Raw genomic sequence first — 21,364 nt, 5'->3', positions numbered from 1 at the left:
AGTGTGGCCCCTGAATGACCACACTGAACAGTGCGGGGAGGCATCCATTGCCGATAGTCTTGGAGGGTGGTTGATCGTAAAGACATAGGTTCATGGCTCAGCGGGCCTGACACGTCCGGCATTTCAAAGTACCCCGGGGAGCGGCTGGGCCTGCCCGAGTCCGGGCCGGGATCCATCGCCCGGGCCGGCCGCCGCATCGCCGCCATCTGCGTTGACTGGGCCATTGCGCTGCTGATCAGCAACTACGCCTTCGCCGGCGATCCCTGGGCGACCCTGGCCGTGTTTGCGCTTGAGCAGGCGCTGCTGGTCGGCACCTTGGGCTACAGCATCGGCCACCGCGTGGTGGGGATCCACGTGGTCCGGCTCGGCGGCGGCCCCGCGGGCCCCGTGCCGGCACTGGTCCGCAGCCTCCTTGTATGCCTCGTAATCCCGGCCGTCATCTTCGACCCGGACCACCGCGGGCTCCACGACAGGGCCATGGACACCGTCCTGGTCCGGATGTAGCTTCCGCCGCGAGCCGCCTTGCTTCGTCGGTTCGCCGTGAACGACCGCTAGAACCCGCCTCCCGGTATCGCGGCCACTGCGTCATATGGACGTTGGTGTTGTGCCGGTCTTGGGCCGTCCGGCAGGGGGAACCCCCGAACGGTCCCGAAGTAGCTAAACCCCGGCCGTTTCGCCGGCCGGCTCCTGCGCCGGATGTGCAGGCTGCGCAGCATCCTGCTTAGCCGTGACCGTCAGGTACCCGTGGCGGCCCGCCCAGCGCTCAAACCAGACTGTGGCAAACGGGAACACCGCTGACACCCCCGCGAACAGGGCCACCCGGAACGGCCAGCGCTGCAGGCCCCACAGGCTCAGTGCCGCGATCCCGTAGCCGACAAACAGCGCGCCGTGGATCGGGCCCGCGATCTCGACCCCGAGTTCCGTGGTCCGGATGACCCACTTGAGGAACATCCCCACCAGCAGTGCGGCCCAGCTGAAGGCCTCGGCGATGGCCAGGACCCGGAAGATGCGGATCACGGCAGAAGTGGACGGACGTTTCATGGTGGAGTCTCCGGGTTCTGTCCCGAGGGGACATTGTGAGCTGGGCAAAGAAAACGCCCCGGCTGCCGGCCTGGAAGGCGGTTACCGGGGCGTTCCTGCGGGCTGGCGTGTGGCCTAGCGTCCGCGGGCCGCCTTGCGGTCCGGGCGGGCCTTGTAGGGATCAATGCCCTTGGGGATGGGCAGGCGGCTTCCGAGCGAAGAGATGCGCTTGGAGACCGTGCTGACCTCGAGCTTGGTCAGTTCATTCTTCATCTTGGTCATCTTCTTGGAGACCTGGCTGATGGGGACCTGGCCCTCGCCGCGTCCGCTTTCGATCACGTGGATGGTGACGTTGGGCAGGATGCGCGCGAGCCGCTTGCGTTCGGCGTCGAGCAGCGGCTTGACCCGGTGGCTGGGGCCCTCGCTGACCAGGACAACGCCGGGACGGCCGATGGCACGGAAAACGGCGTCCTGGGTGCGCGGGTTCACCGCGACGGGCTGCTCTTCGACGATCCAGCCGCGTTTGAGCGTGCCCAGCGCGGCGCCCGATGCTCCGGGTTGGTTTTCAATCCGTGCGAAGGCGGCGCGCTCGGCGCGGCGGGACAGGATCAGCGTGGCCGCGAGAAGACCCAGCGGGAGGCCGATGAGCAGTCCGGTGATCCAGTTATCCAACAGGAATCCGATGACGAAGCTGACAGCCACGACACCGAGGAACGCCAGCAGCATAAGCCACGGGACCATCGGATCGTGCTGGCGGGTCATCTGGAAGACTTCGCGGATCTGCTTCAGGCGGCTCGGCTTCTTGACCTTGGCCACCTTGGGCTTGCGGGAAAAGAGACCGCGCTTCGGAGCTTCAGAAGCCGGAGTGGAGTTGCTGGAATCAGGGGAATTCGCCATAGTGCCTTAATTCTACGTGATGGACGGCGAAAGGCCGGACGCCGAATTCCTCCGGTGCCGGCCCTTCGCCGCAATCGCGACAACTGGATTCAGGCGCGCGCCGCGAGCAGCGAACTGGCTTCCTGGCGGGTGCTGCCCGAGCTTTCGATGTGGGCCAGCTGGGCGGGGATTTCCAGGCCCTTTTTACGCATCGCGGTGGCCCAGAGCCGGCCCGCGCGATAGGAGGAACGCACCAGCGGACCGCTCATGACGCCCAGGAAACCGATCTCGTCGGCTTCCTGCTGCAGGTCCACAAACTCCTGCGGCTTGACCCAGCGGTCAACGGGCAGATGCCGCTCGGACGGGCGCAGGTACTGGGTGATGGTGATCAGGTCGCACCCGGCATCGTGCAGGTCCTTGAGTGCCTCGGAGATTTCCTCGCGGGTCTCGCCCATGCCCAGGATCAGGTTGGACTTGGTAACCATGCCGAGGTTGCGGCCCTGCGTGATGACGTCCAGGGAGCGGTCGTAGCGGAAAGCCGGACGGATGCGCTTGAAAATCCGCGGGACGGTCTCGACGTTGTGGGCAAACACTTCGGGCTTGGAGTCGCAGATCGCTTCGATGTGCTCCGGCTTGCCGGAGAAATCGGGAATCAGGAGCTCGACGCCGGTGCCCGGGTTGAGTTCGTGGATCTTGCGGACCGTTTCGGCGTAGAGCCAGACGCCCTCGTCGGCGAGGTCGTCGCGGGCCACACCGGTGACGGTGGCGTAGCGGAGCTGCATCGCCAGGACCGAGCGGGCGACCTTTGTGGGTTCGAAAACGTCCACGGGGGAGGGCTTGCCGGTGTCGATCTGGCAGAAATCACAGCGCCGGGTGCACTCGGAGCCACCAATCAGGAAGGTCGCTTCCTTGTCTTCCCAGCATTCGAAGATGTTGGGGCAGCCGGCTTCTTCACACACGGTGTGGAGGCCCTCTTTTTTGACCAGGTTCTTGAGCTGCACGTACTCAGGCCCCATCTGGACCTTGGCCTTGATCCATTCCGGCTTGCGTTCCACCGGGGTGGCCGCATTGCGCTGCTCGATACGCAGCATTTTCCGGCCTTCTGGTGCCAGGGTCACAGTAGAGCTCCTTCATGGGTTGCAACTAGCGCTTCTTCATTGTTGCGCAGTTCCTCGATGATCCGCGACACGAGGTCGGCGGGGGTGACGTCCCGGCCCGTCTCCTGGGCGATGGTGGTGACGCCGGCGTCGGAAATCCCGCAGGCGATGATCTGGGCGTACGGCGCCAGGTCGTTGTTGCAGTTGATCGCGAAGCCGTGCATGGTGACGCCCCCGTGGACGCGGATGCCGATCGCGGCAATCTTGCGCGCGGGTCCCTTCTCGTCCTGCTCGATCCAGACGCCGGCACGGCCCTTGATCCGGACCGCCTCGATGCCGTAGTCGGCCAGCACGGCGATGATGACGGCTTCCAGCCGCTCCACGTAGTCGCGGATCCCGGCCGGGTTCCTGAGCCTGATGACGGGGTAGCCGACAAGCTGTCCCGGGCCGTGCCAGGTGAGCTTGCCGCCGCGGTCCACCGGGACCACGGGTGTGCCGTCAAAGGGGCGTTCGTGGTCTTCGGTGCGTTTGCCTGCCGTATAGACGGCGGCGTGCTCCAGCAGCAGGACCGTGCTGGGGGCGGTGCCGGCGAGGACCCTCCCATGGAGTTCGCGCTGGATGTCCCAGCCGCGCGTGTAATCGACGAATTCCGGGTCGAGACCCAGCTGCGAGAACTCAAGAGTCATGGCATCCAGCTTAGACCCCGGCTCTCGCAGCGGCCGATTCTGTGGCGAAGCTCTCACCCCCTGTGGATAACTTCTGCGGGATTCCGCGGGATCCGCTATTCCTTGGGTATGGAAGATCACGCACCCTCCGCCGCCGCGGAGCCCGAGGTTCCCGGATACGACGTCGGCCGTTGCCTCGGGCGCGGCGGCGGCGCCACCGTCTGGCTGGTGACCGAGCAGGCGAGCGGCCGCGAGTACGCACTGAAGTGTTTCTTTGCCCGCGACGGCGAAGGGGAGGAGGCAGTCCGGCGCGAGGTGCGGACCCTGTCCGTCCTTGACCACGAGCACCTGGTCAAGGCATACGACGTCGTCCGGCTGGACGGGCCGTGTGCCGGGAGTCTCGGGCTGATCATGGATTACGCCGCGGGCGGCTCGCTGGGGCAGCTCGTGGCCGGCCGGGGGAGCCTGGGGCCGGGGGAGACCGTCACCGTCCTGACCCCGATCGCCCGGGCCCTCGCCTACCTGCATGGTCACGGCTTCACCCACGGCGACACCGCTCCCGGCAATATACTGTTCACCGCCCACGGCAAACCGCTGCTGGCCGATCTGGGCGTCGCCCGCATGGTGGCTGACGCCACGGCGGTGCCCGACGCCGGAACGGAGGGTTTCCGCGACCCGGCGCCCGTGGACGCCGTCCGGGCCGGGCTGCAACCGGAACGGGACGTGTATTCCCTGGCGGCCCTGGGCTGGTACTGCCTGACCGGGCGTGCCCCTGAGCCGGACGCGCAGCGGCCGCCGCTGCCGCTGCTGGTCCCTGGGGTTCCGCCTGCGCTGGCCGCGGCCCTGGAATCCGGACTTCATGAGGACCGGAGGCTTCGGCCCTCTGCCGCCGAGCTGGCCTCCGCCGTTCACCGCAGCGCCGTGCCCGCGCCGGTGGACCTGTCGGTTTCGGTCCACCCCACGGTCATTCCGCAGCTGCTGACCCGGCGCACCCGGCCCGGTACGGCACAGGGCCGCCGGGTCGAACGGCTCCGGACCCTGCCGGGCCGCCTCCGCAGGCCGCGCGCGGACGCCCCGCTGCCAGCCGCCGGGTCGCCTGGTGCCGGGGTTCCACCGTCCGTCCGTGCGGGCGCCGGGCGCGGGGCAGGCGGCTTTGGCGCGCGCCGCCCGGCCCGCCGGGGCATCACCGGCCGGCGCTCCTTCCGGACCGGGTCCCTCCGGCCCGGCTCCGGCCAGCCTTCCGCCACCCACCCGGCATGGCCGGGCCGCCGCGGTCTCCGGGCGGTAGCCGTGGGCCTGGTCCTCATGGGTGCCCTTGCCGCCGCGTGGGGGTTTGCCCGGGCCGGGCTGCCCGGCCCGTTCCCGGGATTTGCTGTCAACGAAGCCGGGTCCGTTGCGGAGCCCGCTCCGGCGGCGGCGGTCCCGGGCTCTGGCGCGGCGCCCGGGTCTCCGGGGCCTGGTAGCGGTGCCGCTGCGGCCCTTCCGCCCGATGTGCAGGCACAGCTCGCCTCGCCCGACCCCGAGGAAGCGGTCCGCGGACTGGCCCGGCTCCGCTCCCTGGCTCTCAGCTCGGGGGACTTCGGCCTGCTGGAGCAGGTCAACGTGCCAGCGTCCGCGGCGGCCGCGGCGGACGGGCGGATCAGCGCCAGGCTCAAGGAAACGGGCCGGGTGCTGGCAGGTTTCACGACCGTCCTGGGCCAGGTGGCCCAGGACGCGGCACCGACGGGGGACAGCGGCCGTACCCTGGCCGTCGTGGCCGTCACCGCGAGCACACCCGCCTACCAGGAACGCGACGCGGACGGGGCGGTGCTGGCGGACGCCGCGGCCGCACCGGAACAGCGGCTGCGGCTCGTCCTGGCGACGGTCGGGGGACGCTGGCTGATCCAGGACATCCTTCCCCCCGCCGGGGCCCCAGCCGACATGGGCATCGACAGGGAGGCCCCCGCCGCCGGAATCTCCGCCGGTGCTGGCGGCTAGTCCCTGTCGCAACGGGCAGGGATCAGCAACTGGCAGGGATCAGCAACGGGCGGGTCTCAGGACTTCGGGCCGCGATCCACCACCCACGCGGCAGCCTCGGTGAGCGAGGGGTGCTGCCATTCGAAACCCGCCTCGCTCAGGGCTGCAGGTTCCATCCGCTGGCTGGAGAGCAGCAGTTCCTCGGCAAGCTTGCCCATCACCAGCCGCAGCACCGGGGCGGGGACGCGGAGCACCGCCGGCCGGTGCAGGGCCGCGGCCAGCGCCGCGGTCAGCGAGTTCACGTCCGCGACCTCCGGTGCGCAAACGTTCACGGGCCCGGACAGCCGGCTGGTCAGCAGAAAACCAAAGGCGCCGGCTACATCGGGGAGCGTGACCCAGGGCCAGTACTGCCGGCCGTTGCCCAGCGGCCCGCCCACGCCCAGGCGCAGCAGCGGCATGAGCCGTCCCAGGGCGCCACCGGATCGGCTCAGCACGACGCCGGTGCGCGGCGTGACCACCCGTACGCCGGCCGGAGCCTTGTGCGCGGCCGCTTCCCACTCGATGCAGATCCGGGCGAGCACGCCGACGCCGGCGGGGGCGTTCTCCCGGAGCACAGCCGCGCCGGCGTTGCCATAGTAGCCGGAGGCCGACTGGCTGAGGAAGACTGCCGGTGGGGTGTCCAGCCGCCCCATCGCCGCCGTCAGGGTCGACGTCGGCCCGAGCCGGGAGTTGCGGAGTTCGTTGATGCGGGAGCGGGTCCAGGGCCGGTCGCCGATGCCGGCGCCGGAGAGGCTGACGACGGCGTCGGCCCCTTTCAGTGCGGTCTCATCGATGGTGCCCGCCGCGGGGTTCCACTGGAACTCGGTCGGCGCGGCGGGCGCCCGCCTGACCAGAGTGCCGACGTCGTGCCCGGCGCTGCGCAGGCTGCTGGAAATGGCCGTTCCGATCAGCCCTGAGGCTCCGGCAATAATGATTCGCATGATCCATCTCACCATGCCCGGCTCGGCAGGGATACCTCCCCGGCGGGAGGGCCCGCCTTGACTATGATCTAACGATGACCTCTTCGAGTTACTTCCGTTTCCCGCATCTGCACGGCGATCTGGTCACTTTCGTGGCCGAGGACGACGTCTGGATTGCGCCCCTCGGCGGGGGCCGCGCCTGGCGCGTTTCCTCGCTGCAGCTGCCGGCCCGAAACCCCCGCTTCACGCCTGACGGCAAGCGCCTGGTATGGACGGTCATTCAGGGTACGGCCCCGGAAGTTGTCACGGCAGACGTCGACGGCGGCGGCTACCGGCAGTTGAGCTACTTCGGCCACGCCACCACCAAAGTCAAGGGCTTCACCCCCGACGGCGACGTCCTGGTCACGAGCGCCTTCCGCCAGGCCGACAGCCGCCTCGCCCACGCCTACAGCCTGCCGGTTACCGGCGGCTGGGCCGCCGAACTCCCGCTCGGCCCGGTGGAGTCCGTTGCCTTCGGACCGGTGGTCGGCGACGAACGCCCCGTCGTCCTTGCCAGTGTGCTCTCCCGTGAGCCCGCGTGGTGGAAGCGCTACCGGGGCGGCGCTGCTGGCAAGCTCTGGATCGACGCCGACGGAAACGGCGAATTCGAACGCCTCGCCGCCGAACTGGACGGCAACCTGACCGACCCGATGTGGGTTAATGGCCGGATCGCTTTCCTCTCCGACCATGAGGGCTACGGCAACCTCTACTCAGTGCTGCCCAACGGCTCCGAACTGCGCCGCCATACTGACCACGAGGACTTCTACGTCCGGCACGCCGCCACCGACGGCCAGCGTGTCATCTTCGAATCCGCCGGTGAGCTGTGGCTGCTCCCTGACCTGGGCTCGGCGGCCGTCAAACTTGAGATCTCGCTGGGATCCGCGTCCCAGGCCCGCCGCGGAGCGCCGCTGAAGCCGTCAAAGCACCTCGGCGATGTCATTCCGGACCGTACCGGCGGCTCCAGCGCCGTCGAGTCCCACGGCACCCTGCACTGGCTGCGGCACAAGGACGGTCCCTCGCGTGTCCTGGAAGCCACCCCTGGCGTCCGGGCCCGCCTGCCCCGCCCCTTTGGCGCGGGCCGGATCGCCTACGTTGCCGACCATGACGGCGTCGAAGCCCTGTACCTGAAGGCGATCGCCGCGCCTTTGGAGACCGGATCCCTGGCTTCCGGAACCGCGGCCGCCGGACACCCCGCCGGGCACGAGCCCCGGCAGCCGGCCGCGCCGGCCTTGCAGAAGGCAGCCAGTCCGGGCCAGGAGCCCGACGCCGGCACACCCCTGCCCAGCCCGGTCCCGGCCGCGGCCCTCACCCGGCCGGGCCCGGTAGCCGCAATCCCGGCAGCGCGTCCGCCAGCACACACCACCTCGGACGACGCCGCCGGCGACGCCGCCGACACCGCCGGGTCTGCGGAAGGCAACGTTCCGGTGCCGCAGGAACCGTCCGGCAGGCTGACCAGGATCGATTTCCCCAAGCCGACCAGGACCAGCGCCATCGAGGCCAGCCCGGACGGCAACTGGCTCGCCGTCGGCACCGCCTTCGGCGACATCTATCTGGCCGACACCCGGAGCGGCGCCCTGTCCCTCGTGAGCAGCATCGGCGAGGGCAGCATCGAAGGCTTCAGCTGGTCCCCGGACTCGGCCTGGCTGGGCTGGTCCGAGCCGGTGACGTCCTTCGGTTCCCGCAGCCGGCTGCGCATCACCGGCGCGGACGACGCTCTCGCCGCGGCGGACGGGAAGCGCACCATCATCGAGGTCACCGACGGGCGTTTCCGCGACGAATCACCGTCGTTCACCCCGGACGGCAAGTACCTGGCGTTTCTCTCCAACCGCAGCTTCGACCCGGTCTACGACGGTCATTCCTTCGACCTGTCCTTCCCGAGCCCGATCAAGCCCTACCTCGTGGCCCTCGCCGCAGACACCCCCTCGCCCTTCGGCCCGAGTGTTGACCTGCAGGATAGCGCCGACGCCGACGCCGACGCCGACGCCGGCACCGGTGCTTCAGCCGAGAATGCCGGCCAGGACCCGGTGCCCGCGGTCCGGGTCGACGCCGAAGGCCTGGCCCACCGCGTCATCAGCGTGCCGGTGCCGCAGGGCAACTACTCCGCCCTCACCGCGACCGAGGGGGCCCTGCTCTGGCTCGACCACGAGCTTTTCGGCGTCACCGGCGACGGCCGGGCCAGCCTTGAGGACAAGAACGCGGCGCCCTGCCTCGTCCGCTTCGACCTGGCCCGGCGCAAAACCACCACCATAGTGGACGCGCTGGACAGCTACCGGCTCTCCGGCGACGGCGGGAAGGTCGTGGTACTGCAGGACAAACAGATCCGCGTTTCGCCCGCCAACGCGAAGGCGGACGAGGAATCCGGGCAGCTGGTCAACGTCGACCTCAGCCGCATCCGCGTGCAGCTCGACCCGCTCAGCGTCTGGGGCCAGGCCTTCGATGAGGCCTGGCGGCTCCAGCGCGACTTCTTCTGGACGGAAGACATGGCCGGGCAGGACTGGGACTCGGTGCACGCCCGCTACCGCCCGATTGTGGACCGGCTCGGCTCGCACGACGACCTGGTGGACCTGCTCTGGGAGCTCCACGGTGAACTGGGCACCTCCCACGCCTACGTCCGTCCCTTTGCTGTGACCGAAAACGGCAGCAATGGCCAGGGTCGGCTCGGCGCGGATCTCGCTTTCACCGGATCGGGCTGGGAGATCACCCGCATCCTTGCGGGCGAGTCCTCCGACCCGCTTGCCACCTCGCCGCTGACCCGCCCCGGCGCGGACGCGAAGGTGGGCGACGTGCTGCTGGCGATCGACGGCATCGAGCTGACCGAAGCGCGCACGCCGGCCATGCAGCTGGTCGGCGCCGCGGGACGCGCCGTCGAGCTCACGCTGCTCAACGGCGCCGGGCACGGAAGCCAGGCAGGCAAGCAGCGCCGTGTTGCCGTGGTCCCGGTCAAGGACGAGGAGCGGCTGCGGTACCAGGAATGGGTGGCCGCTAACCGCCGGACCGTCCGGCAGGCCTCACAGGGGACGTTCGGCTACCTGCACATCCCCGACATGATGGCCAACGGCTGGGCCCAGCTGCACCGCGACCTCGACACCGAGACGGCCCTTGACGGCCTGATCGTCGACGTCCGCCGCAACCGCGGAGGGCACACCTCCCAGCTCGTCGCCGAGCTCATCGGCCGCAAGGTCACCGGCTGGAGCATGCCGCGCGGGGAGCGGCCGCGGACGTACCCGCACCACGCACCGCGCGGACCGGTCATCATCCTGACCGACGAATTCGCCGGGTCCGACGGCGACATCATCACCCAGGTCTCCAAGCTGCGGGGGATCGGCCCGGTCATCGGCACCCGGACCTGGGGCGGAGTCGTCGGCATCGACAACCGCTTCGCCCTGGCCGACGGGACAGGTGTGACCCAGCCGCGCTACGCCACCTGGTTCTCCGGCGGCGTGGGCTGGGGGGTCGAGAACTTCGGCGTGGCGCCGGACATCGAGGTGACCTTCCCGCCGCACGCATACGCCGCCGGCACCGACCCGCAGCTGGAATACGGCATCGGCGCGCTCAAGGAAATGATCCAGGAGCTGCCCACCGACCGGCCGCCCCTGCGGGAGGGCTACCGCCAGGTCCGGCCCGCCCCGCTGCCGGCCCGCCAGCCCGGCAACTAGGCCGGCGCCCCGGCGCCCCGGCGACCAGGCGCGGCGCCAGCCCGCCAACCAGGCCGGCGCCCGGCGCAGCCCGCGCACAGCGAAGGCCCCCGTTCCCTGACCCAGGGAACGGGGGCCTTCGCTGTATACGCGTCGGAGGCTAGGAGGCTAGGAGGCCAGGGTGGCGTCCAGGGTGATCTTGATGCCGGTCAGGGCGGCCGAGACGGGGCAGCCCACCTTGGCTTCCTCGGCGATCCGCTGGAATTCGTCCTCCGTGATCCCCGGGATCCGTGCGCTGACGGTCAGGTGGCTGTCCGTGATGCCGGTACCGGGCACGAAGGTGACATCGGCCTTGGTGTTGACTTCCTCGGGCGTGTGGCCGGCCTGGGCGACGGCGAGGCTGAACGCCATGGAGAAACAGGCCGAGTGTGCTGCGGCGATGAGCTCTTCGGGGCTGGTCTTGCCCTCGGAGGCCTCGGCGCGCGCCTTCCAGGTGACATCGAAGTTACCCAGGCCGGAGCTGTCCAGCGTGGTATTGCCTGCGCCCGACATCAGGTCGCCATTCCATACAGTGTGTGCGGTGCGTGTAGCTGCCATGTCCACTCCTCAAGTTCGTAGAAATCCCGCAGACCCGGCGAAGCCGGATCATGCCGTGTCCCATCCTAGGGATTCGGCGGCCCCGGCGCACCGGTGTCCGCTCTCGGAGGATTGTGACCACGTACAGTGTCGACATGGTCATCACCGTCGCCTGCGCGGCGCCCGCGGCGCGCATCGCCACGATCATGGTCAACGCGGTGGACGCAGAGCGCCTGGCAGCATTCTGGGCGGCGCTGCTGGGCACCCCGGTTTCGGCGCGCTTCGAACAGTTCGTCTGGCTCCGGCCCGCCGGCCCCGGAGCCCCGCAACTGGCGTTCCAGCAGGTCGGGCAATGAATTCTGCATCGCCGGCGACTGAGCTCGCGGGAGAACGACGACGGCGACGCACCCCCGGGGGTGCGTCGCCGTCACTGCTGGAGAGAGGGCTGTTGCCGGCGGGAGGGCTACTTCCAGAGGGTGGCGATGGCCACGTTGAGCAGGGCCAGCCCGCCGACAGCGTGGGCGAGGCCCGCGCCGACGTCCTCGCCCTTCTTGTACTTGCGGCGGCCGATGAAGGCCAGGACGCCCACGGCCAGGGCCACGGCAAGCTTGACGCCGAGCTTGGCGTAGTTGGCGTCGATGTCCAGGAACGGGATGAGGCCCATCAGGGCGACGCCGGTAAGCAGCTGCAGCATCGCGCCGTCGAACTGGCGCGGGTGAACGGTGGGCTGTTTCATCTGGCCGATCCAGATGCCCACGATCATGGCGGCGCCGACGATGTGCAGGAAGACCACGAAGTTATAAACGATATCCATGGCATCAGTCTAGCCAGAAGATTCTACGCTCCGTAGTAAGACCCGCCCGGTCCGGGGACGAACCCGGCCGGCCATTAAAACGGCGACGGCGGCGCGGGTTCCGGTGGTTTCCCGCCGGTATCCGCACCGCCGTCGCCGTAGGTGTTCTGTGCCGTTGGAGGCTAGAGCCCCAGGTCGGCTTCGAAGGCGCCTTCCTCAAGGCGTGCCTTCAGCGTCTGCAGGAAGCGTCCTGCGTCGGCGCCGTCGACCAGCCGGTGGTCGTACGTCAGGCAGAGGTACATCATCGAGCGGATGGCCAGCGAATCATCGCCGTTCTCATCGGAGACCACGACGGCGCGCTTGACGATCGCCCCGGTGCCGAGGATGGCAACCTGCGGCTGGTTGATGACCGGAGTGTCGAACAGGGCGCCCACGGAACCGATGTTGGTGATGCTGAAGGTTCCACCGGAGAGTTCGTCCGGGCCGATCTTGCCCTTGCGGGTGCGGTCCGCGACGTCGGCGATCTTGCCGGCGAGGCCGGCGAGGTTCAAGTTGCCGGCGTCGGCAATGACCGGAACCAGCAGGCCCTTGTCCGTGTCTACCGCAACTGCCAGGTGCTCGGCGTTGTGGTAAGTGATCTCCTGCTTGTCCTCGTCGTAGGAGGCGTTGACCTTCGGGTGCTGCTTCAGGGCCTCGGCGACAGCCTTGGCGATGAAGGGCAGGAAGGTCAGCTTGGAGCCGTTCTGGGCCTGGAAGGAGTCCTTGGCCTTGGCGCGCAGCTTGGCCACCTTGGTCATGTCGATCTCGTGCACCTGGGTCAGCTGGGCGGAGATATCCAGCGACTCGCGCATGCGGCGGGCAATGACCTGGCGGATCCGCGGGGCCTTCTGCACGGTGCCGCGCAGCGAGGACTGGTCAGCGGAGGGACGCGCCGCCGGAGCAGCGGACGGAGCCGGGGCAGCCACGGCGGGCGCCGGAGCGGCCTTGGCTTCTGCCGCCGCCAGCACGTCCTGCTTGCGGATGCGGCCCCCGACGCCGGTGCCGGCCAGCGAGGAGATGTCCACGCCCTGCTGGTTGGCCAGCTTGCGGACGAGCGGGGTGACGTAGCCGGATTCCGCGGCCGCGGCGGCCGGGGCAGCGGGAGCGGCAGCGGTCGCAGCCGGGGCCGCATCCTGTGCCGGTGCGGGGGCTTCCTGCTTGGGGGCTTCCTGTTTCGGTGCCTCCTGCTTGGGGGCCTCAGCCGGGGCAGTTTCCTGCTTCGGGGCTGCTGCCGCTTCCTTCGGGGCTTCCTTGGCGGGAGCCGCCGTGGGGGCCGCACCGGAACCGATCACGGCGAGGACGGAACCGACCTCAGCCGTTTCATCCTCGGCGACACGGATTTCCTGCAGCGTGCCGGCGACCGGTGACGGGATCTCGGTGTCGACCTTGTCGGTGGACACCTCAAGCAGCGGTTCGTCAACCTCGACGGCGTCGCCAATGCTCTTGAGCCAGCGGGTGACGGTGCCTTCGGTGACGCTCTCGCCCAGGGCCGGGAGCGTGACTTCGTGGCCTTCACCGGCGGGAGCAGCGGCCTCGGCGGCGGGTGCTTCAGCTTTGGGGGCGGGCGCTTCGGCGGCGGCCGGCGTCTCGGCGGCGGGTGCTTCAGCTTCGGCTGCCGGCGCTTCCTCGGCCGGTGCTTCCTCTGCCGGTGCCTCGGCGGCGGGGGCTTCGCCCGAGCCGGCCGCACCGGAGCCGTCGCCGATGCGCACCAGCGGTGCGCCAACTTCAGCGGTCTCGTCTTCGGCGACGAGGATTTCCTCGATCACGCCGGCGATCGGAGAGGGGATCTCGGTGTCTACTTTGTCGGTGGAAACCTCGAGCAGCGGCTCGTCCACCTCTACCCGGTCACCTACCTGCTTGAGCCAGCGGGTGACGGTTCCTTCGGTGACACTCTCACCGAGGGCGGGCAAGTTAACGGATTCAGACATGTCGTCCCCGTTCTCCTTATTGATCTTTAGTGCGGATGATTGCTGCCTTGGTCGAGCTTAGTGCACCCGGCATTTCGGGCCGGGTGCACTAAGCACGAAGTTCTTGCGGTGGTGCGGGCGGAACTGTTAGCCGTGCAGGGCCTTGCCGGCCAGAGCCAGGTGGGCCTCGCCCAGGGACTCGTTCTGGGTCGGGTGTGCGTGGACCAGCTGGGCCACGTCCTCCGGGTAGGCTTCCCAGTTCACGATCAGCTGGGCCTCGCCGATCTGCTCGCCCATCCGGGCGCCGATCATGTGGATGCCGACGACGGGGCCGTCCTTCTGGCGGACCAGCTTGACCAGGCCGGACGTGCCCAGGATGGAGCTCTTCCCGTTGCCGGCGAGGTTGTATTCCTGGGTCTGGATCTGGTCGTCACCGAACTTGGCCTTGGCGGCCTTTTCCGTGTAGCCCACCGTGGCGATTTCGGGCTCGGAGTAGGTGACCTTGGGGATGTTGACGTCTTCGACGACAACCGGCTTCAGGCCGGCGATTTCCTCGGCGACGAAAATGCCCTGCTGGTAGCCGCGGTGTGCCAACTGGAGACCCGGGACGATGTCGCCCACGGCGTAGATGTTGCCAACGCCGGTGTGCAGGCGTTCGTTGGTGATGACGAAGCCGCGGTCAATGGTCACGCCGGCTTCCTCGTAGCCGAGGTTGGCCGTGACGGCGCCGCGGCCGACGGCGACGAGCATAAGGTCCGCTTCGAAGGTCCTGCCGTCCACGAGGGTGACCTTCACGCCGTCGGCGTTCTGCTCCACGCCCTGGAAGAAGGTGCCGGTGGAGAACTTGATGCCGCGCTTCTTGAAGGCGCGCTCAAAGGCCTTGACGATCGTTGCGTCCTCGTTTGGGACCAGCGAGGGCAGGCCCTCGATGACGGTGACGTCGACGCCGAAGGACTTCCAGACGGAAGCGAACTCGACGCCGATTACGCCGCCGCCCAGGATGATCGCGCTCTTGGGGATGAAGTCCAGGGTGAGGGCTTCCTCGGAGGTGATGACCTTGCCGCCGATTTCCAGGCCCGGCAGCGTACGCGAGTAGGAGCCGGTCGCGAGGACAATGTTCTTGCCCTTGTACGCGGTGCCGTTCACGACGATGGTGTCGGTGCCCTGGAGCTTGCCTTCGCCCTCGATCACGGTGATGCCCTTTTTGGCCTTGATGAGACCCTGCAGACCCTTGAACTTGCCGGCGATGATGCCGTCTTTGTAGGCGTTGACAGCGGTGATGTCGATGCTGTCAAGGGTGACGTTGACGCCGTACTTTGCCGAGTCCCGGGCGTGGTCGGCCAGTTCCGCGGAGTGCAGCAGCGCCTTGGTGGGGATGCAGCCGGTGTGCAGGCAGGTGCCGCCGAGTTTGCCCTTTTCGATGAGGCCGACGGTGAGGCCGAGCTGAACGGCACGCAGGGCAGTTGCGTAGCCGCCGCTGCCGCCGCCGAGTACCAGGATGTCGAATTCTTGCGCAGTTGCCTGATCGGCCACTAAAACGCTCCCTCGCGTGAACGATGACACGAGAGTACGCATCATCTGGTCTTGGAACTTCCCTGCCGTGATTATGCCAGCAGGTAAGTTCCCTTTCATTTGTGACTACCGGTGTTCACCTTAGCGAACCACTAATACATGCTCCACCTTGCCGTGGCGATTGTGGAGCGCTTGTGTCCAGTGTCACGCGGCCTGCCGGCCGGAGCGCGCTGCCCCGGCCGGCATGCCGCGGACGGCTGGTCGGATGGCGCCTAGGGGGTTTTGGCCAGGATGTCCTCGACGTAGGCCACCAGCGTCCGCACGGTGCAGCCCGTGCCCTGCTTGTGGTTGTAGCCGTAGGGGCTGCCGTTGTTGAACGACGGGCCGGCGATGTCGATGTGGGCCCAGGGGATCGGCTCGCCGTCCTTGCCCTTGCCCACGAATTCGCGCAGGAAGACGGCGGCAGTCATCATGCCGCCGTGGCGTTCGCCGATGTTGGCGATGTCCGCGACCTGCGAGTCGAGGCTGGGGCGCAGCTCTTCGGGCAGCGGCATCGGCCAGAGAAGCTCGCCGGCGCGGTCCGCGGCCGCCTTGAGCGGGCCGGTGACGGAGTCGGCGCCCATCACGCCGGCGGTGCGGTTGCCGAGGGCGACCAGCTGCGCGCCGGTGAGGGTGGCGACGTCGATAATGGCGTCCGGGAACTCCTCACTCGCGGCGACGATGCCGTCCGCCATGACCAGCCGGCCCTCGGCGTCGGTGTTGAGGACCTCGACGGTCTTGCCGCCGAACATGGTGAGGACGTCGGCCGGTCGCTGCGCGGCGCCGGAGGGCATGTTCTCGGCGATGCAGAGCCAGGCGGTCGCCTTGACGGGCAGGCCGAGGCCGGCGATGGCCAGCACGCTGTTAAGGACGACGGCGGCGCCCGCCATGTCAGACTTCATGTCTCCCATGCCGAGTGCAGGCTTGATCGAGATGCCGCCGGTGTCGAAGGTGATGCCCTTGCCCACGAGGGCGATCTTGGCGGTGGCCCGGGCGGGGGAATATTCGACCTTGACCAGGCGCGGCTGCCGGGTGGAACCCTTTCCGACGCCGAGGATGCCGCCGAAGCCTTCCTTTTCCAGGCGCTTCTCGTCCCATACGGTGACCTTGACGGGCAGTCCCCTGGACAGTTCCTTGGCGGCGTCCGCGAAGGATTCCGGGTAGAGGTGGCTCGGCGGCTGGTTGACCAGGGAGCGGGTCGCGTTGACGGCCTTGCCGATCAGGGCGGCGCGGTCCAGTACCGGCAACAGGGCCTTGTTGGCGGCAAAGTCCGTGACAATCACGACGTTCTTGACCGGATCCTTCAGCCCCTCTTTGGAGGAGCGGTATTCGGTGAAGGAGTAGGCGCCCATCGCGGCGCCCTCGGCAACGGCGGCAACGTCGCCGAGCGATGCCGTCGGGAGGGCCAGGGTGACCGTGCCGAGGCCGGCCAGCTGGCGGACGGCCGAGCCAGCGGCGCGGCGGAGCGCCTCTTCGGTGAGCGGCTGCGCGGCGGAAACTTTTCCGACGCCGGCCAGCACGAGGACTTTCGCGCCGGTTTCGCTCAGGCCCGGGAGGCGGTGGGCCTGGTCGGCTGCCCCGGTGATGCCAAGAACACTCAGTGATTCCGCCAGGGCTTCGGCGGCCTTGGCCGTCAGGGGATTGCTGAGCAGGACAGGGCCGTCCGTGCCCTGCCCGACGCCGATGACAAGGGCATCGCTGGGGGACTTCTTTAGGTCCCCTGCGACTGCACTAAGTTTAATTTCAGTATTCTTGACCACGAGGACAGTCCTCAATTCTCTGAGTTTTTGCGGCAGGAACTGCATGTCCGGCGCCCTGCCTTGGAGCCTGGGCCGCTGCCGGTCTGAGACGTAACCCAAGTGTCTTCAAGCCGTCATAAGGCCAGCTCCGATCGTAGTCTCTCCGCGGCGCGGGTGTTCAATTGAATGAGAGCTGGAGCACACCCCGGTCAGGAATGCCCCGGTACTCCGCTGTGTTGTACCCAGTATCAGCGCCGCCGCCCCGCAGGGCCCGTCCGGCTGCCCCACTGACTACGATGAGAGGAACATGCCGTGCGAGAACGGATTTCCGGCTCCCTGCTGGACCCCGAGTCGCTTTACCTGCGTGATGACGCGCTGTTCCACAGCCCCGAGCTCCGCGGGCTGAACCTCGTCATGGGCTTCACCGGGTTCGCCGACGCAGGACACGTTGTCCGGCAGATCACCGCCGAACTGCTGGACACCCTGGACTCCGAGATGGTGGCCGAATTCGACGCCGACCAGCTGATCGACTACCGGTCCCGCCGCCCGCAGATCAGTTTCGTCGAGGACCACCTGCAGGACTACCAGGCGCCGCGCCTGGCGCTGTACCGCATGGTCGACGGGCTCGGCAGCCCGTTCCTGCTCCTGGCCGGATTCGAACCTGACCTGCAATGGGAGCGGTTCGCGCGCGCCGTTGTGGGAATCGTCGAGGAACTGGACGTCAACCTCGTCACGTGGATCCATTCCATCCCCATGCCAGTCCCGCACACCCGTCCCGTCGGAGTGACGGTGCACGGCAACCGACCCGACCTCATCGAGGGCATCTCGGTGTGGAAACCGACCGTCGAGGTTCCTGCCGCCGTCGGCCACATCCTGGAACTGCGGCTCACGGAGGCCGGGCGCAACGTCGCCGGCTACGTGATGCACGTGCCGCACTACCTTGCCGAGGCCGAGTACCCGACCGCCGCCGTCGCCGGACTCGAGCACCTCGGGGCGGCCACCTCGCTGATGCTCCCCGCCGACCGGCTGCGCGAAGCGGGCCGGGACGTCGGGCGCCAGATCGCCGAGCAGATTGAGGCTTCGGAGGAGGTGCAGCAGGTGGTTTCACGGCTCGAAACCCGCTATGACGAGAACGCCGAAGGAACCGTGCGCCGGTCCCTGCTCGCCGATGAGAACGACCAGCTGCCCAACGCCGATGACCTCGGCGCCGCCGTCGAGGCCTACCTGGCCCGAAAAGAACCCGGCGAATAAATACTATTTGTCTCTGCGCTGGGCATAATGGGGGAGTGACTTCACCCCGCGCCTGGCTGATCTGGATCGTCGGGGTCTTCGCGTACCTTGTGGCGGTCAGCCAGCGCACCTCGTTCGGTGTGGTGGGGCTGGAGGCCACGGAGCGCTTCCACGCCAGCGCGGCGGAAATCTCCTTCTTCACCGTGCTGCAGCTCCTCGTCTATGCGGCGCTGCAGATTCCGGTCGGCACTCTGGTGGACCGCTTCGGCTCCCGGGCGATGATCGCCGGCGGCGCCGTCCTGATGGGTCTGGGGCAGCTCCAGCTGGCCTTTGCCGAGAATATCCCCGGAGGGGTGCTGGGCCGGGTCCTGGTGGGCGCCGGCGACGCGATGACATTTATCGCCGTGATCCGGCTGATCCCGATCTGGTTCGCCCCCGCCCGCGTCCCGCTGCTCACCCAGCTGACCGGAATGTCCGGCCAGCTCGGCCAGCTCTTTAGCGTGGTGCCTTTCGCCCTGATCCTGCACCTCGCCGGCTGGACCCCCGCGTTCCTCACGCTCACGGCCATGTCCGTCCTCGCCGTGGTCCTCGTGCTGGTCCTGCTGCAGGACCGGCCGCCCGGGCACCCGGCACCGAAACCGTCGCAGGGGCTGCGCGCTACCGGAATCTCCATCTCCCACGCCTGGCGGCAGCCCGGCACCCGGCTGGGGCTCTGGAGCCACTTCACCGTCCAGTTCAGCGGCACCGTCTTCGCGATGACCTGGGGCTACCCCTTCCTGATCTCGGCGCAGGGCCTGGAAACGCCGGCCGTATCGGCGCTCATGACGCTTTACGTGGCCGCGGCCATCGCCGCCGGGCCGTTGATGGGCAGCTTCGTCGCGCGGCACCCGCTGCGGCGGTCCACCATGGTGCTGCTGATTTCCGCCGCCACTGCGGCAGCCTGGGCGGCGGTGCTGCTCGTTCCGGGACGCTCCCCGCTGTGGCTGCTGGCCGGGCTGGTGGTGGTACTCGCCATCGGCGGCCCCGGTTCCATGATCGGCTTCGATTTTGCCCGCACTTTCAACCCGGCCCACCGGATCGGCACCGCGACCGGGATTGTGAACGTGGGAGGCTTTATCGCCTCCCTCATCGCCATCTACCTGATCGGCCTGGTTCTAGACGTGCTGCACGCCACCGGGTTCTCGCGGGGCGAGCTCTATGGGCTCGATCCGTTCCGGATCGCCCTGAGCGTGCAGTTCCTGCTGCTGGCCGGAGGGGCGGGAGCCATCGTTGTCAGCCGTCGGAAGGTGCGGAAGCAGATGGAGGCCCAGGGGGTCCGGGTGCCGCCGCTACTGGCGGCCCTCGCCGAACAGCGCCGGCGCAGTGCGGACCGGCGCCGCACGCCCTGACCGCGGTGCCCGAACCGGACTCCGGCCGCGGCCCACGCCAGGTTGTCCACCCGGATTCTCCGCCCGGGTTGTCCGTCTGGGTTGGCCGCCTGGGTTGCCACCCGGGTTGTCCACATAGGACAACCAGGCCCTGACGCCGCCCTGTCCGGGCCGCGAAGCTGGCTACATGACGGCTCCCGATCACCTGAGAATCACCGGCCCGGAGGACATCCTCGGCTTCATCCCGCATTCGCTGGGCTATTGGCCGGCCCGCAGCCTCGTGGCCATGACCATGCAGGGCAAACGGCTCGGCGCCACGCTCCGGGTTGACCTCCCGGGCGGCGGCGGCAGACCGGACTGGTCCGGCACTCCCGGGCCGGCAGGCTTTGCCCGTTCGGTGGCGTCCTACCTGGCGGCCGACGCCGAGGCGGACGGCTCGCTGCTGGCCCTCTTCACCGAAACCGACGGGGACGGCGCGCCGTGGGCGGAACTCCTGGCGGCGCTGGACAACACGCTGGCCGACGCCGGCATGCCGGTGCGGGATGCCTGGCTCGTCGGCGCTGACTATTGGCGCAACGCTTACTGCCTGGACCCGTCGTGCTGCGCACCGCCCGGGCGTCCTGTGGAGGAGATCAGGAACAGCCGGCTCAATGCCGAGATGGTCTACCGCGGCAGCACCGTGGGAGCGGCTCCCGGCGCCGCCCTGCTCACGCCGCCGCCGGGTCCGCCGGATCCCGCCGTCTTGGAGGCCCAGCGGGTCTGGGCGCAGCTGTTCTCCGCGCACCTGCGGGACAGGCACCAGTTCGGCCAGGTCCTGGACGTCTGGGCGCGGGTGCTGCAGGCCCACGAGCCGACACTGTCCACAGCGCTCACCGGCTACCTGCGCGCATCCCTGTGCGTCCCGTCCTGGCGCGACGCGGTGCTGGTGATGGCCGCTGCCGGGCCGGAGGCCGCTGAACGGGGGGCCCAGGACTTCGGCTTGTTCGACGGCGGGCCCCCGGATCCCGGCGGGGGCGGCCCCTTACCTGCCACCGCGCCGTCTTCACTGCCGCTGGCTCCGTTGCCCCCGCTGGAAGGCTTCCCGCCGCGCGGCCCTGTGCCCAGGGGAGAGGGCACCCGGGGAGCGGGCGGTGGGCGGGAAGGCGGCGGCAGCGGAGGGAGTGGCGGGCGAGGAGGCGGCGGCAGCGGTGCCGGCCATACGCGGCAGAACGTTCCCGGGTACGGCGAGGTCCTGCTGGGGCTGGCGCCCCCGCTGCCGGACTGGGCCTTGATGGCGCGCCTGGACCGGGTGCTGGAGCAGCTGGGCGCCGCAGGCGGTGAGGCGGGAGCCGCCGCGCTGACCGGGAGGGGTTGGATTGAGTGGTGCCGCGGCAAAGGGTCCTTCGCCGATGCACTCTTCCGCCGCGCGGACCAGGAGCTCCCGGGCTACCGGCTGGCCGAACTACTGGCGGAGCTGGTCCGCCGCGGGACGCTCTGCGGCTGGGCGGCCAGGAGGGAAGCGGCCTGGCAGCGGTTCGAGCCGGACGTTGCCTGATACCAAGCCACCACCGGCCAACGCCGGGCCACCACCGGCCAACGCCGGGCCACCACCGGCCACTACCGGGTCAACGCCGGGCCACCACCGGGTCAACGCCGGGCCAACGCTGTCGACAGCGGGGGTGCCGCCGGATAACGCGGGCCCGCGCGCTGCGTCGGACCCGATTGAGAAAACCGTGAGACAATGGTTGCCGAGACCCGGTTGGGTCCGTGTATTAAGTGCTTGTAGTGGACCGTGGAAACAGGGAACATTACGATCACCCCAGGAGTTCTACTTAGTGGCTCTGCTGGTCGTGATTGCGCTTGATGTGAAACACGGACTTGACAGGGTCATAGTGGTGTTGCCCGTATGGTGATTCCACAGACCGCCGCTAGAAAG

General features: G+C 68.9%; 17 protein-coding genes. 7 read left to right on the top strand and 10 right to left on the bottom strand.

All coding sequences use genetic code 11. From position 1 onward, the window contains the following. Window positions 1-66 precede the first annotated feature (66 nt). On the top strand, window positions 67-504 hold the full coding sequence (locus tag ACZYZ3_RS17515; protein ID WP_463965079.1) for an RDD family protein: 438 nt from the start codon (window positions 67-69) through the stop codon (window positions 502-504). Between the two features lie 153 nt (window positions 505-657). On the opposite strand, the gene ACZYZ3_RS17510 is transcribed toward ACZYZ3_RS17515, so the two are convergent. The 4 genes from ACZYZ3_RS17510 to lipB all read right to left on the bottom strand — a co-directional run bounded on the left by ACZYZ3_RS17510 (window position 658) and on the right by lipB (window position 3,679). Next, entirely contained in the window at window positions 658-1,041 is a 384-nt protein-coding gene (locus ACZYZ3_RS17510) for a DUF3817 domain-containing protein (RefSeq protein WP_463965078.1), read from the bottom strand. Window positions 1,042-1,155: 114 nt separating this feature from the next. Further along, window positions 1,156-1,917, bottom strand: coding sequence for a DUF4191 domain-containing protein (locus ACZYZ3_RS17505; protein WP_463965077.1), 762 nt, complete (start codon window positions 1,915-1,917; stop codon window positions 1,156-1,158). Window positions 1,918-2,006: 89 nt separating this feature from the next. Then, the gene (gene lipA / locus ACZYZ3_RS17500) at window positions 2,007-3,014 is read right to left on the bottom strand and encodes a lipoyl synthase (protein ID WP_463965076.1); all 1,008 of its coding nucleotides are present in this window, start codon (window positions 3,012-3,014) and stop codon (window positions 2,007-2,009) included. Then, window positions 3,011-3,679 (bottom strand): lipoyl(octanoyl) transferase LipB, encoded by a 669-nt coding sequence (lipB, locus tag ACZYZ3_RS17495; RefSeq protein WP_463965075.1) that lies wholly within the window; start codon window positions 3,677-3,679, stop codon window positions 3,011-3,013. The genes lipA and lipB overlap by 4 nt, the downstream gene beginning before the upstream one ends. Window positions 3,680-3,787: 108 nt before the next feature. Here lipB and ACZYZ3_RS17490 point away from each other — a divergent pair, with 108 nt between their 5' ends. Then, complete coding sequence (locus ACZYZ3_RS17490; protein WP_463965074.1) at window positions 3,788-5,635, top strand: serine/threonine-protein kinase; 1,848 nt, start codon at window positions 3,788-3,790, stop codon at window positions 5,633-5,635. A 56-nt stretch (window positions 5,636-5,691) separates the two neighbouring features. Here the strand turns inward: ACZYZ3_RS17490 and ACZYZ3_RS17485 are convergent, their stop codons facing one another. Continuing rightward, window positions 5,692-6,594, bottom strand: a complete 903-nt coding sequence (locus ACZYZ3_RS17485) for a TIGR01777 family oxidoreductase (RefSeq protein ID WP_463965073.1) — start codon at window positions 6,592-6,594, stop codon at window positions 5,692-5,694. Window positions 6,595-6,668: 74 nt separating this feature from the next. On the opposite strand from ACZYZ3_RS17485, the gene ACZYZ3_RS17480 reads away from it, so the two are divergent. Continuing rightward, window positions 6,669-10,268, top strand: a complete 3,600-nt coding sequence (locus ACZYZ3_RS17480; RefSeq protein WP_463965072.1) for a S41 family peptidase — start codon at window positions 6,669-6,671, stop codon at window positions 10,266-10,268. A gap of 147 nt (window positions 10,269-10,415) precedes the next feature. Here ACZYZ3_RS17480 and ACZYZ3_RS17475 read toward each other — a convergent pair whose 3' ends face one another. Then, window positions 10,416-10,844 carry an OsmC family protein gene (locus ACZYZ3_RS17475; RefSeq protein ID WP_463965071.1) on the bottom strand — a complete coding sequence of 143 codons (429 nt, stop codon included), beginning with the start codon at window positions 10,842-10,844 and terminating at the stop codon, window positions 10,416-10,418. Window positions 10,845-10,957: 113 nt separating this feature from the next. Between ACZYZ3_RS17475 and ACZYZ3_RS17470 the strand changes: the two genes are divergently transcribed. Then, window positions 10,958-11,179, top strand: a complete 222-nt coding sequence (locus ACZYZ3_RS17470) for a VOC family protein (protein WP_463965070.1) — start codon at window positions 10,958-10,960, stop codon at window positions 11,177-11,179. Window positions 11,180-11,286: 107 nt separating this feature from the next. Here the strand turns inward: ACZYZ3_RS17470 and ACZYZ3_RS17465 are convergent, their stop codons facing one another. The 4 genes from ACZYZ3_RS17465 to ACZYZ3_RS17450 all read right to left on the bottom strand — a co-directional run bounded on the left by ACZYZ3_RS17465 (window position 11,287) and on the right by ACZYZ3_RS17450 (window position 16,873). Next, window positions 11,287-11,637 carry a hypothetical protein gene (locus ACZYZ3_RS17465; protein WP_463965069.1) on the bottom strand — a complete coding sequence of 117 codons (351 nt, stop codon included), beginning with the start codon at window positions 11,635-11,637 and terminating at the stop codon, window positions 11,287-11,289. Window positions 11,638-11,798: 161 nt separating this feature from the next. After that, entirely contained in the window at window positions 11,799-13,583 is a 1,785-nt protein-coding gene (gene sucB / locus ACZYZ3_RS17460; protein ID WP_463965068.1) for a 2-oxoglutarate dehydrogenase, E2 component, dihydrolipoamide succinyltransferase, read from the bottom strand. Window positions 13,584-13,709: 126 nt separating this feature from the next. Continuing rightward, the gene (lpdA, locus tag ACZYZ3_RS17455; protein WP_463965067.1) at window positions 13,710-15,095 is read right to left on the bottom strand and encodes a dihydrolipoyl dehydrogenase; all 1,386 of its coding nucleotides are present in this window, start codon (window positions 15,093-15,095) and stop codon (window positions 13,710-13,712) included. A gap of 251 nt (window positions 15,096-15,346) precedes the next feature. Further along, window positions 15,347-16,873 (bottom strand): leucyl aminopeptidase, encoded by a 1,527-nt coding sequence (locus tag ACZYZ3_RS17450; protein ID WP_463965066.1) that lies wholly within the window; start codon window positions 16,871-16,873, stop codon window positions 15,347-15,349. A 291-nt stretch (window positions 16,874-17,164) separates the two neighbouring features. On the opposite strand from ACZYZ3_RS17450, the gene ACZYZ3_RS17445 reads away from it, so the two are divergent. The 3 genes from ACZYZ3_RS17445 to ACZYZ3_RS17435 all read left to right on the top strand — a co-directional run bounded on the left by ACZYZ3_RS17445 (window position 17,165) and on the right by ACZYZ3_RS17435 (window position 20,983). After that, window positions 17,165-18,103: a proteasome assembly chaperone family protein gene (locus ACZYZ3_RS17445; RefSeq protein WP_463965065.1), complete on the top strand. Its 939-nt coding sequence runs from the start codon at window positions 17,165-17,167 to the stop codon at window positions 18,101-18,103. A gap of 35 nt (window positions 18,104-18,138) precedes the next feature. Further along, on the top strand, window positions 18,139-19,470 hold the full coding sequence (locus ACZYZ3_RS17440) for an MFS transporter (protein WP_463965064.1): 1,332 nt from the start codon (window positions 18,139-18,141) through the stop codon (window positions 19,468-19,470). A gap of 166 nt (window positions 19,471-19,636) precedes the next feature. Further along, window positions 19,637-20,983 (top strand): DUF4192 family protein, encoded by a 1,347-nt coding sequence (locus ACZYZ3_RS17435; protein WP_463965063.1) that lies wholly within the window; start codon window positions 19,637-19,639, stop codon window positions 20,981-20,983. Window positions 20,984-21,364 lie beyond the last annotated feature (381 nt).

It is taken from the genome of Pseudarthrobacter linnaei (genome assembly GCF_055412825.1).
Note: the sequence above shows the minus strand (reverse complement) of the source record. Positions and strands in the feature narration are given on the sequence as shown.

Bases quoted from the DNA above. Each gene is read 5' to 3' on its own strand.
- ACZYZ3_RS17510 (WP_463965078.1), bottom strand. From the start codon at position 1,041: ATGAAACGTCCGTCCACTTCTGCCGTGATCCGCATCTTCCGGGTCCTG.
- ACZYZ3_RS17505 (WP_463965077.1), bottom strand. From the start codon at position 1,917: ATGGCGAATTCCCCTGATTCCAGCAACTCCACTCCGGCTTCTGAAGCT.
- lipB (WP_463965075.1), bottom strand. From the start codon at position 3,679: ATGACTCTTGAGTTCTCGCAGCTGGGTCTCGACCCGGAATTCGTCGAT.
- ACZYZ3_RS17490 (WP_463965074.1), top strand. From the start codon at position 3,788: ATGGAAGATCACGCACCCTCCGCCGCCGCGGAGCCCGAGGTTCCCGGA.
- ACZYZ3_RS17485 (WP_463965073.1), bottom strand. From the start codon at position 6,594: ATGCGAATCATTATTGCCGGAGCCTCAGGGCTGATCGGAACGGCCATT.
- ACZYZ3_RS17480 (WP_463965072.1), top strand. From the start codon at position 6,669: ATGACCTCTTCGAGTTACTTCCGTTTCCCGCATCTGCACGGCGATCTG.
- ACZYZ3_RS17475 (WP_463965071.1), bottom strand. From the start codon at position 10,844: ATGGCAGCTACACGCACCGCACACACTGTATGGAATGGCGACCTGATG.
- ACZYZ3_RS17465 (WP_463965069.1), bottom strand. From the start codon at position 11,637: ATGGATATCGTTTATAACTTCGTGGTCTTCCTGCACATCGTCGGCGCC.
- sucB (WP_463965068.1), bottom strand. From the start codon at position 13,583: ATGTCTGAATCCGTTAACTTGCCCGCCCTCGGTGAGAGTGTCACCGAA.
- ACZYZ3_RS17435 (WP_463965063.1), top strand. From the start codon at position 19,637: ATGACGGCTCCCGATCACCTGAGAATCACCGGCCCGGAGGACATCCTC.